This is a genomic window from Zwartia lucis (genome assembly GCF_965234455.1).
GTDB classification, from domain to species: Bacteria; Pseudomonadota; Gammaproteobacteria; order Burkholderiales; family Burkholderiaceae_B; genus Zwartia; species Zwartia lucis.
In genome coordinates this window covers 661,427-672,993 of sequence record NZ_OZ248474.1, presented here as the reverse complement: position 1 = coordinate 672,993, position 11,567 = coordinate 661,427, and the positions used below count along the sequence as shown (strand labels likewise).

Below are 11,567 nucleotides of genomic sequence, written 5' to 3'. Positions count from 1 at the left end.
ATACTCACTACTCTCCAAACCCTCTGGAGACGATCACTTCGACCAGGTTAGGCCCACCACTTGCCATCGCTGCTTTTAGAACATCGGCAAGCTTGGTCGGATCGGTCACCACCTGTGAAGGCATGCCCATACTCTTGGCCAGACCGGCAAAATCAATCGCTGGATTATCTATATCCATGGCGACAAAATCATCTGTGCCGCGCATCGCGAGCAAGCGCTCCTTGATGATGCGATAGCTGCGGTTGTTGATGATCACGTAGGTGATGTTGAGCTTTAAGTGTGCGGCGGTCCAAAGCGACTGAATGCTGTACATCGCACTGCCATCGCCAATGGTCGCCACCACGGGTCGCGTAGGCTGCGCGAGTGCCACACCCACTGCACCGGCCATCCCAAAGCCCAAGCCGCCACTTGCCAAGCCGTAATAGGCCTGAGGATCATCCATCGGCAACAGCGCCGAGATTGCAGGCGAGGCCGTCAAGGTTTCATCGACCACGATGACGTCCTTGGGCAAAGCATCCACAATCTGACGCACGAGATAACGTTGATCGATCGGTGTCGTCGAGGCACTCGACTCAAGCTCTGCGTGCATCTTCGCTCGATTGGCAGACCAGTTGCGTGTCGCAAGATCTGCTAGTCGCGCTTGCGCCTGTTTAGCTTGCTTGGCGGTACGCATGCTGCGTAATAGGGGCAACAAGGCTAACAAGGTTTCCTTGACATCCGCACGCACGGCAGTGGCTGTCGAGTAATTTTTACCAAGCTCCCACTCACGCTCCGTAATATGCATCACGGGCATTTCAGGTGGCAAAGGCTCGACCGTACTCATTGGTGACATACGCAGTAAATCTGCGCCCAGACACAGCAGAAAATCGTATTGCTCGAGCGTCTGACGGACTTTCTTTTGATTGCGGGTCAAGTCGCCCATACATGTGGGATGGGAGGAAGGATAGCGTGAGTTGTAAGGTACCGACTCTTGATACACCGCGGCACCGAGCAACTCTGCTAATTCACACGCCTCGGCAAACATATCAGCATTGGCGATTTCACGACCGGCAACGATGACGGGCTTTTTTGCAGCGAGCAATTTTTCAGCAATGTCTTGCAGCGCACGATCACTGGGGCGCATACCGGTATCGACCAGCGTCGGAAAGCCAAACTCAATCTCTGCTTCTTCATCAAGCACGGAGCCTGGCAAGCTAATGAACACTGGGCCCATCGGTGGGGTACGTGCGATTTTTGCAGCACGACGAATGACGCGCGGCAGATCCTCAATGCGCGTGACCTCGAAGGCCCACTTCACCAAGGGTGCGGCCATTGGCACCAGTGGCTCATACAGCAAGGGCTCTTGCAAGCCATAACCGACCTCGTATTGGCCAGCGGTAATCAACAAAGGCGAGCCCGAAAACTTAGCGTTATAAATCGCACCCATCGCATGGCCCAAGCCCGGCGCGCAATGGAGGTTACAGGCGACCAGCTGATTAGACGCGCGCGCAAAACCATCCGCCATACCTACTACGATCGACTCCTGCAGGCCCAAGACGTAGGTCAGCTCGGGAAACTGAGGGACCGCTTCCATGATCGCGAGCTCCGTAGTACCTGGATTACCAAACAGATGGGTGACTCCTTCGTCGAGCAAGAGTTTGATAAACGCCTGGCGGCCGGTCATTTTTTGAATCGTCATTTTTTGTCTCTCCGTGATGCATGCGCATCAATTTTTCTTTGTTGATAGTCTGTTTAAAGACCCGCTAATTTTTGTAACTGCGCCGCATCCAGACCAAGTTTTTTCGCGGTCTCCAGCATTTCATTCCAAGTGGTCTCGTCGACTGGCACACCTTGTGCCAAGCGTTGCGCACGTGTTTTGCGCTCAGGCTCGCCAGCAATGCGAACTTGCTCGCCGCCCGGCTGAGGTGGCGAAGCCTTGACCCACTCGATAAAGGCCTTCATCTCGTGCTCAAAAATCGAACCATCGGCGAGCTTGGCAGGATCAAAAATAATCGAGAGCATGCCGTTGATAATGCGACGCTTGCCATCTGGTGGGGAGTGTGTCGTCATGCCGCCCGCCAAGGCACCGCCCAAGAGTTCACAAATCAGTGCCAGACCAAAGCCCTTGTGCTCGCCAAAAGTACAGAGCGCGCCAAGCGGTGCTTTCACCGCGAAAATGGGATTGGTGGTGGGACGCCCCTGGTCGTCGATCAGGTAGCCCTCTGGAAGCTGCTCGCCTTTGTTGAGCGCAACACGGGCCTTGCCCTGTGCGATCACGCTCGTTGCAAAATCCAGCAAGATGGGATCCTGACCTGGTACGGGAATGCCCACAGTAAAAGGGTTGGTGCCAAACCGCGCATCGCCACCGCCAAAGGGCGCCACAATCGGACGAGAAATCACGTTCACAAAGTGGATCGAGATGAGACCCTGCTCAACGCTCATCTCAGCCCATGCGCCAATGCGGCACAAATGGTGTGAGTTACCGAGCGCCAAAATGCAGCTGCCATGCTCCTTGGCGCGGGCGATACCAAGCTCCATGGCCTGATGGCCGATCGCCTGACCAAAGCCACACTCGCCATCCAGCCCGATCATGGCGCCATTGTCCATGCGCGTCTGGATGCGCGCATTTGGCTTGAGGCTCCCCTCTAAATACGCCTCGGCATAGCGCGGCAAAATCCCAACACCATGCGAATCGTGCCCGGTTAGGTTGGCTTGAATCAAGTTTTCTGTAACGAGCTCGATTTCCCGGTCATCGCTGCCAAAACCTTTTACTAGATAACGTACCGCAGCGCGCAAGCGCTCGACGGGGATGAGATGTATCTGAGCCATTTAGGGATTCCCTTTTTTGAATATTTTGTTTTGTCGCTACACCGCGGCCAGGCGGTCAACAGTATCAGGAAACTTCGCCACGAGCCGAATTAACAAACTCGCCTGTGCATTAGGCTTGGCACGACCCTGCTCCCAGTTTTCAAGAGTCCGGGGGTTGGTGCGAAGGTAGCCAGCGAAAACCGGTCTGGACATATGCAAACGCTCGCGTAAAGCGATCAACTCACTCGCTGATATTTCACAGGCTGGTTGAATGCTAATTTCATGCGTGCGCAGCGTTTGTTTACCCTTGCGTGCATTTGAAAGGGCATCAAATCCCTCTGTCATTTCCGTAAACAGGTTGCGCTTTTTCATCGTCTTATCTCCAGTTCCGCTTTCAACATACTTTTGAGCGCCTTCTTTTCCTGGGGGCTTAAGTCTTTTATCTCGTTCGCTGAAAGATTTTTTGTTCATATCACGAATAGGCGCCAATAGAGTTGTCATCACGAGTGAGCAAATGCATCAGCTTCGGATGAATAAATAGCTTGTCACGCCCAACGGTTCTTTCTTCCAGCACCCCAATTTCAACGAGTTGCTTGAGATAACGCGAAGCTGCTTGGCGACCGCCAATGTCTCTCTCTACGAGATTTTGGATTCGGCAGTACGGCAGGTCGAAGATCAAATCAACCAGCTCACGGCTATAAATTTTCGGTGCGGCCTGCTTTACATGGGTGATGGTCAGTGCTGACAGATTGCGGATCGCTGAAATCTTGGTCGTCGTCCAACGTGCCGTATCCTCAATCCCCTCTAGCAAGTAGATAATCCACGGCTCCCATGCTTGGCTCCGGGTGATGTCAAGCAGCAGGCGGTAATACTCGGACTTGGTCTTGATGATGTGTCGGCTGAGATAAAGAATCGGTAGCGTCAGCAAGTCTTCCTGAATCAAATACAAGCTGTTCAGAATGCGCCCTGTGCGACCATTGCCATCGGTGAAGGGGTGGATCGCCTCGAACTGGTAGTGCCCAACCGCCATGCGGATCAAGGGATCGATATCGCGCTGTTCATGAAGATAGCGTTCCCAGTTGGCGAGTTTTGTCCTCAGCAAATCTTCACCGACAGGTGGGGTGTAGATCACTTCTCCGGTTGCTTGGTTGGCGAGTGCCGTTCCCGGTACGCGCCTGACCTGCATCTCGATGCCCTTGATCCTTGAGCAAACCTGCTCGGCAGTGCGGGTGTTCAAAGGAAATTGCTTGAGTGCCCGATACCCTTCCAGTAATGCGCTGCTGTGACGTAAGGCTTCGCGGGTGGCGGGATCGGCACGTTCCCCGGCACTTTGATACTGAAAAAGTCGGTCCGTGGTGGTGACGATGTTCTCGATTTCCGAGCTAGCTTGCGCTTCCAGAAGTGGCAGCGCATTGATCAAGACCCCCTGATTGGGAATCAACTCCGCTGCCTGTTTCAGTTCCGCCAAGGCTGCGCGCGCAGCGATACACTGCTTGAGTACCGGGCGCGTTTCCACCTCTGCTGCTGGTGGCAAAGGGGGTAAGTCGTTATAGGGCTGGTCTGGACGCCAATCGGTCATGATTTAATTCTTCAATTTTTGCAACACATTCCCAGTTTATGTCGCTGGCGACAACAGGTCAATTAAATATGTTGCGATTCCCTTGAAATCACAACATATTCAATCAACCGCTTTCCGCCACTGCATCAAGCTGCAACGTCAGGCTTAATCGGCACAATGTTGCTGTCGCCCTTTTTCCACTCGTCCAAAAGGTAGGCTCACTGCTGCATCATCGTGGCCCGATTTTTCAGATATTAGGTATGGTTAAACGTTAAACAAGAAATTCAGTACATCTCCATCCTTGACGATGTATTCCTTGCCTTCGGCACGCATCTTGCCCGCTTCTTTTGCGCCCTGCTCGCCCTTGCAAGCGATGTAGTCCTCATACGCGATCGTTTGCGCGCGGATGAACCCTCGCTCAAAGTCCGTATGAATCACGCCCGCAGCCTGTGGCCCCGTCGCACCGATCGGCACGGTCCAGGCGCGAACTTCTTTGACGCCGGCAGTGAAATAGGTTTGCAAACCGAGTAATTTAAACGCACCTCGGATCAGGCGATCCAGACCGGGTTCTTGCATCCCCATATCGGCCAAGAACACCGACTTGTCTTCGTCAGAAAGCTCGGCGATTTCGGATTCGATGGACGCGCAAATCGCGACGACTGGCGCATTGCGCGCAGCGGCGAACGCGTTCAAGCGATCCAACAAGGGGTTGTTGGTAAAACCCTGATCACTGACATTACCCACGTACATCGCGGGCTTGGCAGTGATGAAACAAAGCGGGGCAATCAGTGCGAAGTCTTCGGGCGAAAGATCCAACGCGCGAATCGGCTTGGTTTGATTGAGTTGAGCAATGACTTGCTCAAGAATACCTACAACTTTTTGGGCTTCTTTGTCGCCTGAGCGTGCGGTCTTTTGAAAACGGTGCATGGCCTTTTCAGCCGTCTGCATGTCGGCAAGTGCCAACTCGGTTTCGATGACCTCAATATCGGCGATCGGATCGACACGACCGGCGACGTGGATGACGTTGTCATCTTCGAAACAACGCACCACGTTGATGATGGCATTGGTTTCGCGGATATGGGAGAGAAACTGGTTGCCCAAGCCTTCGCCTTGGCTCGCGCCTGCGACCAAGCCTGCGATATCCACAAACTCGACGGTGGCGTGCAGGATGCGCTCTGGCTTGACAATGGCTGCGAGGGCGGCCAATCTTGGGTCCGGTACCTCGACCACGCCCACATTGGGCTCGATGGTACAAAAGGGGTAATTTTCGGCAGGGATGCCTGCCTTGGTGAGGGCATTAAAAAGGGTTGATTTACCGACGTTGGGCAAACCAACGATGCCACATTGCAGAGCCATGAGAATCCCGAAGTCTTTAATAAGTGAAACAGCTGTATAGAATAGGAGTTTAACCGCTCCGCCCTTACTTTCTCCTCCAGATCATGACACTTGCTGAGCTTCTCGCCCGTCCTTTTGGCACCGTCCCAGAAATGATCGGTTTTGCTGCCTCGCAGCGACCTGCGCATCCCGCACTGATTCTGAACGCGCATACGCTTTCGTACGCGCAGCTCGATGCGCTGATCGCGCGGGTTGCCGCCTCCTTGCAGCGCGACGGTTTCGGCCCTGGTGACAAAATCGCCGCCTGCGCAGGGACCTCTTTGGAGTATGTCGCGCTTTTTCTGGGCGCCTTACGTGCCGGCGCGGTCATGACCCCACTGCCTCCCTCGGCGACGCCACAAAATCTTAATGGGATGCTCGCGAACTCTGGCGCCAAGATCCTCTTTCAAGATCGCGCCTGCGCGCTCAGCTGGCCTACCGATACCTTGGTCGACCAAGGTGTACGACGGATCTGGATCGACGCACTACAGGGCCCAAACAGCTGGGGGGCGTGGCTATCCAACGAGACGCAGCCCTCTCGGGTCGACACACAGCCCGACTGGGCCTTTAATCTGATTTACTCTTCCGGCACTACAGGCACTCCAAAGGGCATTGTCCAACCTTGTTCGATGCGCTGGTCACACGTTCAACGTGCGGCGACCAATGGCTATGGTCCAGACTCGGTGACATTGACCTCCACACCTCTTTACTCAAACACCACACTCGTCGCGCTGCTACCCACACTTGCGCTGGGCGGTACCGGGATCCTCATGGAAAAGTTCGACGCACGCCGCTATCTTGAGCTTGCGCAACAGCATCGGGGCACGCACACCATGCTAGTCCCTGTGCAATATCAACGTATCCTGGACGATCCGACTTTCGACCAGTTTGACCTCTCCTCTTTTCAGGCCAAGTTTTCCACCAGCGCGCCTTTTAGCGCGGCCCTCAAAGCCGAGGTGCTCAAGCGCTGGCCCGGTCGTTTAACCGAAATCTACGGTATGACGGAGGGCGGAGGCCGTTGCGAGCTTGAGGCGCACAATTATCCGCACAAACTACACACCATCGGTCGTCCCGCTAGCGGTCACGATATTCGACTGATCGACGAAACAGGAAAAGAAGTCCTCCAAGGACAAACCGGGGAAATCGTGGGGAGCTCCTCCGCGATGATGGAGGGCTATTTCGGCCTGCCTGAGAAAACCCGCGAGGTTGAATGGTTTGACCCCTCTGGCAAACGCTTTATCCGGACAGGTGACATCGCACGCTACGACGAGGATGGTTTTCTAATCCTTGCAGACCGTAAAAAGGACATGGTCATCTCGGGTGGTTTCAATATTTATCCCAGCGACCTGGAGGCCGAACTCGGCCAGCATCCCGAGGTGCGCGACTGTGCCGTGATCGGCATACCCTCGCGCCAGTGGGGAGAAACCCCCGTCGCGTATGTGGTGCTTAAACCGCACGCGACAGTGACCCCTGATGCACTGCTCGCGTGGGTCAACGTACGTTTGGGTAAAACACAGCGACTGACTGACCTCGTCTTGACGGACATTTTGCCCAGAAGCGAAATAGGTAAAGTGCTCAAGCGCGAACTCAGAGAACGTTACGCCGCGAATGCTACAGAGCACCGTCCGTAAGTTGAAGCGCCAGCCACGCAACGCCTAAAGGACCAGCATTAAAAAAAGCATGGACGAGGATTGCGGCGCCAATACCTCGCTGCACCCGGATCCAGCACAGTGCGAGACCCGTGACCCACTGGGGCAATACCAATACCGCCATCATCCACCAGGGAAGATCGACAAATTCATAGTTATGAATATGCAGTGCGGCAAAAGCCAACACAGACGCATGCATCACCACTGGGAAAGACCAACGATACATTCTGAGCCACTTCCAGCCCGATCCAGAGGGCATGGGCGCATGGCGCATCGACCAGATGAGCATCAGCATCACCAGCACAATCAAACTGCTCGCCCACCAAGCAAAGCCATTTAGAAAAACATAGGCCAACACAGGCACAACCAGCAATGCTAACTGAGGTCGGCGCACACCAAACCGAAAGAGCATCTCTTCAACGATCGGCGCCCACAGGAGCGCCTGAAACCAGGGCAAGTTTTGAGGGCTGATGCGATGCGTCGCTCCACTCATTTCATAAACCGTCAGGACCACGGGGCCGAGCACAACGATATTGATCAGCCACAAAGCGCCCGCCCAGGCGAGCAAGCGGGTCCAGCGACAAGAAGGTATCCAATCCGCGATCCAACCGCTGACGGGTGTTGGGTGCTTGACCTCTCGCTTGAGACTCGGGCGGCGCACAAAGCGTAAAAACTGTCGAAACTCGTCCCGAAAGCGCTGCGCTTTCATGCTGGATTATCGCGATGGAGCTGCTCGGTCGCCCGCACAAACTCACCTTTCAAAAACAAGGGCATGACTGCTCTACAGCGGGTAATGCAGGCGTCTATGGCCTCCTGATCTTCGCGGCGTGGCGGATGCAAGACAAAATCAGCCACCTCTTGTGAAAGATTCAAACTACGTGGATGCCCGATCCCCAAGCGCAAGCGCCAAAAGTTCGGGCTACCCAAGACGGCCTGGATGTCTCTCAGGCCATTATGACCGGCGTGACCACCGCCCTGTTTGACCTTAACCTGGCCCGGAAAAAGATCGAGCTCATCGTGCAGCACCAAAATTTCCTCTGGCACGAGTTTGTAAAAGCGCGCTAACGCACCCACACACTGACCTGAGCGATTCATGAAAGTTTGAGGTTTGGCCACCCAAATCTGCTCACCATCGAAACGCGCCTTGGCCACGGAGCCAAAGAAGGGCTTTTCAACAGTAAAAGCACTCCGCAGATCGTCGGCAACGGCGTCGGCAAGCCAGAAGCCTGCGTTGTGACGTGTGCGCGTGTAATCAGGGCCGGGGTTGCCAAGCCCCACGATGAGTTTGATCAGTTGTGTCATAGCAGCATTATGAAGACAAAAGCCCCATCCGCGCAAAACGGATAGGGCTTGGGGAGGACTTTAACACCACCTCAATGATCACATTATTCAGGGCGATACCCTGAAAGACGTGATTTTAGGCGGCAGGTGCTGAGCCTTCGGCGGCATCAGCGGCAGCGCCGCCTTTGACGATTGCAGTCACCAAGACTGGGTTAGTATCGCCACGGTGCGCGAGGTAAGTCACGCCTTTAGGCAAAGTAATGTCGGCCAAGTGAATGGACGCACCACCGATGAGTTTGGACAAGTCCACTTCAATAAACTGTGGCAAGTTGCTGGGCAAGCAGGCGATCTCGATGTCATTCATCACGTGCGAAATAATCGCGGCGCTGAGCTTGACTGCAGGCGAAGTCTCGGTATTTGTGAAGTGCAAAGGCACCTTGGTGTGGAGGACCTGGTCTGCGGATACACGCTGAAAGTCGACATGCATGACGATTTGCTTGTAGGGGTGCCACTGCACCGAACGCAACAGAACTTGGTGGCTCTTGCCTTCGATTTGCATGTCCAAAACGGAAGCGTGAAATTGTTCTTTACGCAGAGCGTGATAGATTTCGTTGTGATCGAGCTCGATATTGACGGGCTGCTCTTTGCCACCATAAACAATGGCGGGGACGCGGCTCGCACGGCGCAGGCGGCGGCTCGCACTCGTTCCCTGTACGCTTCGTGGGGTTGCATTAAATTGCATGAAAAACTCCAAAAGGGATGACAAGCATCCTGTTAAAACACGATCCGGGTATCGAACCGTGGCTTCGCAGTCCACCGCGACCAGTGAACCGCAAATTTCTTGACGCATCCGCTCGGGATGCGTCCTTGAATATCTAGTCTACAAACAACGAGCTGACCGATTCGGCGTTCGAAATACGCAAAATAGTCTCGCCCAACAAGGCTGCACAAGAGAGCTGACGGATCTTGGCACATGACCGACCCTCGTCAGACAGCGGGATCGTGTCCGTCACGACCAACTCAGTCAACTCTGAAGCTGCGATACGCTCAACCGCCCCGCCTGACAGCACAGCATGGGTGCAATACGCGTATACGGCTCCGGCACCACGTTCTTTAAGCGCTTGGGCCGCCTTGCAAAGCGTACCTGCCGTATCCACCATGTCATCCATGATCAAACACGTACGGCCGTCAACCTCACCGATGATGTTCATCACCTCGGAGACGTTCGCGCGCGGACGTCGCTTGTCGATGATCGCCAAATCAGCCTCTAGCTGCTTGGCGAGCGCACGGGCACGCACCACGCCGCCGATATCGGGCGACACCACAACCAGGTTGCTCAGGTTACGCCGCCAAATATCACCTAACAAAATCGGACCTGCGTAAATATTGTCAACCGGAATATCAAAAAAACCTTGGATCTGGTCAGCGTGGAGATCCATGGTCAAGACGCGGTCAACACCTGCGACTTGGAGCATGTTGGCCACAACCTTGGCCGTGATGGCCACACGCGCCGAACGCGGGCGACGATCCTGTCTCGCATAACCAAAATAGGGGATAGCTGCAGTAATACGTCCGGCAGAAGCGCGACGTAGCGCATCAACCATCACCATCACTTCCATGAGATTGTCATTGGTCGGGGCACAGGTTGGCTGCAAGACGAAAACGTCTTTACCGCGGACGTTTTCATTGATTTCGGCCATCACCTCGCCGTCCGAGAAACGGCCAACGGTCATCCGACCCAAGGACATGTCCAGATGATTGACCACATCAACGGCCAACCGCGTGTTCGCGGTGCCGGTAAAGATCATGAAACTTTCACTGAGCATGATGGGGGCAGTCACAGACCGTCAGAAACAAATGTGGAACAGCTCAACACAATTCGGGGCTGGGGAGGAAGGATTCGAACCTTCGCATGCCGGAATCAAAATCCGGTGCCTTAACCAGCTTGGCGACTCCCCAACTAGCTTTCAATCCAATACCGCAGTGGGTGTTCTGTTAGACCCTCACAAACCATCGTGGCCTGTATCGGGTTTGCAAAACAAGGATTAGCAACTTCCACTAATCCCGCACTCGCAATATCGAAAAAATCTACACGTATTTTAGCGAGCATTTTCTGCTGTGCCACCTCGGCCTGCTCGACACTCTGGAACCCGATAAAAAAACAGGACCCAGACCCAGTCATTCGCGCCTTAAAACCGGCTTTTTCTAGCCAGTCGTGCGTCTGACGTACAACCGGGAAGCGGTTTAAAACCACTGGCTGCAGATCATTATGACCAAACCCCAAACGAGTGATCATCTGGCGCTCAGAAAAGTCCATTATTTTGACCGTTTCAGTGTCTCTTGTCAAATCAGGTGCCTGAAAAATACCTTGGGTTGGCACGCTCTGAGCCGGCTGGACGATCAAAAAAGCCCCTTGCGGCAAGTCAACTGAGGTCAGCAGCTCGCCGACGCCCTCGGCAAATGCATTTTGCCCAAAGATAAATACCGACACATCCGCACCCAACTGCAGACCCAGCTGCATGAGCTGCACCCGATTCAACCCAGTACGCCAAAGACGATTTAAGGCGATTAATACCGTAGCGGCGTCACTTGAGCCACCGCCAAGCCCGGCACCGGAAGGTATTTGCTTGCGAACATGGATGTGTGCGCCCTGCTTTGTCGCTGTCGTTTGCTGCAAAAGGCGGGCCGCACGCACCACGAGATCCTCATCGTGCGCAACGCCTTGCATATCCGTTTCCCGAGTAATTTGGCCATCTGCGCGCGTATCGATATCTAGGCGATCAGCCAAACTCACGAACCGAAATACGGTCTGCAGCAGGTGATACCCATCGGCGCGCCTACCGATGACGTGCAAAAAGAGATTGAGTTTGGCCGGTGCGGGCAGGTCATACAGCATGGATTGACCTCAACTCCTTGCG

11 protein-coding genes and 1 tRNA gene are annotated in these 11,567 nt (G+C 54.5%); 1 reads left to right on the top strand and 11 read right to left on the bottom strand.

What is annotated here, in order from left to right; translation table 11 throughout:
- Positions 1 to 7: 7 nt before the first annotated feature.
- The 5 genes from AC8GE9_RS14015 to ychF form a co-directional block, all read right to left on the bottom strand.
- Entirely contained in the window at positions 8 to 1,678 is a 1,671-nt protein-coding gene (locus tag AC8GE9_RS14015) for a thiamine pyrophosphate-binding protein (RefSeq protein ID WP_506677751.1), read from the bottom strand.
- Between the two features lie 53 nt (positions 1,679 to 1,731).
- Entirely contained in the window at positions 1,732 to 2,808 is a 1,077-nt protein-coding gene (locus AC8GE9_RS14010) for a malate/lactate/ureidoglycolate dehydrogenase (RefSeq protein ID WP_506677750.1), read from the bottom strand.
- Between the two features lie 36 nt (positions 2,809 to 2,844).
- A complete protein-coding gene (locus AC8GE9_RS14005; protein ID WP_506677749.1) occupies positions 2,845 to 3,159 on the bottom strand; it encodes a helix-turn-helix domain-containing protein in 315 nt (104 codons plus the stop codon).
- A gap of 100 nt (positions 3,160 to 3,259) precedes the next feature.
- A complete protein-coding gene (gene fic / locus AC8GE9_RS14000) occupies positions 3,260 to 4,366 on the bottom strand; it encodes a protein adenylyltransferase Fic (protein ID WP_506677748.1) in 1,107 nt (368 codons plus the stop codon).
- A 243-nt stretch (positions 4,367 to 4,609) separates the two neighbouring features.
- Positions 4,610 to 5,701 carry a redox-regulated ATPase YchF gene (ychF, locus tag AC8GE9_RS13995; RefSeq protein ID WP_506677747.1) on the bottom strand — a complete coding sequence of 364 codons (1,092 nt, stop codon included), beginning with the start codon at positions 5,699 to 5,701 and terminating at the stop codon, positions 4,610 to 4,612.
- An 83-nt stretch (positions 5,702 to 5,784) separates the two neighbouring features.
- Here ychF and AC8GE9_RS13990 point away from each other — a divergent pair, with 83 nt between their 5' ends.
- Positions 5,785 to 7,350: a class I adenylate-forming enzyme family protein gene (locus AC8GE9_RS13990; RefSeq protein ID WP_506677746.1), complete on the top strand. Its 1,566-nt coding sequence runs from the start codon at positions 5,785 to 5,787 to the stop codon at positions 7,348 to 7,350.
- Here AC8GE9_RS13990 and AC8GE9_RS13985 read toward each other — a convergent pair.
- The 6 genes from AC8GE9_RS13985 to ispE all read right to left on the bottom strand — a co-directional run bounded on the left by AC8GE9_RS13985 (position 7,331) and on the right by ispE (position 11,545).
- The gene (locus tag AC8GE9_RS13985) at positions 7,331 to 8,077 is read right to left on the bottom strand and encodes a CPBP family intramembrane glutamate endopeptidase (RefSeq protein ID WP_506677745.1); all 747 of its coding nucleotides are present in this window, start codon (positions 8,075 to 8,077) and stop codon (positions 7,331 to 7,333) included. The genes AC8GE9_RS13990 and AC8GE9_RS13985 overlap by 20 nt on opposite strands.
- Positions 8,074 to 8,670, bottom strand: a complete 597-nt coding sequence (gene pth / locus AC8GE9_RS13980; RefSeq protein WP_506677744.1) for an aminoacyl-tRNA hydrolase — start codon at positions 8,668 to 8,670, stop codon at positions 8,074 to 8,076. The genes AC8GE9_RS13985 and pth overlap by 4 nt, the downstream gene beginning before the upstream one ends.
- Positions 8,671 to 8,785: 115 nt before the next feature.
- Positions 8,786 to 9,391, bottom strand: coding sequence for a 50S ribosomal protein L25/general stress protein Ctc (locus AC8GE9_RS13975; protein WP_506677743.1), 606 nt, complete (start codon positions 9,389 to 9,391; stop codon positions 8,786 to 8,788).
- A gap of 133 nt (positions 9,392 to 9,524) precedes the next feature.
- Complete coding sequence (locus AC8GE9_RS13970; RefSeq protein WP_506677821.1) at positions 9,525 to 10,475, bottom strand: ribose-phosphate pyrophosphokinase; 951 nt, start codon at positions 10,473 to 10,475, stop codon at positions 9,525 to 9,527.
- 59 nt (positions 10,476 to 10,534) lie between these two features.
- Positions 10,535 to 10,608: transfer RNA gene (locus tag AC8GE9_RS13965), tRNA-Gln, on the bottom strand.
- Position 10,609: 1 nt separating this feature from the next.
- Positions 10,610 to 11,545, bottom strand: coding sequence for a 4-(cytidine 5'-diphospho)-2-C-methyl-D-erythritol kinase (ispE, locus tag AC8GE9_RS13960; protein ID WP_506677742.1), 936 nt, complete (start codon positions 11,543 to 11,545; stop codon positions 10,610 to 10,612).
- Positions 11,546 to 11,567 lie beyond the last annotated feature (22 nt).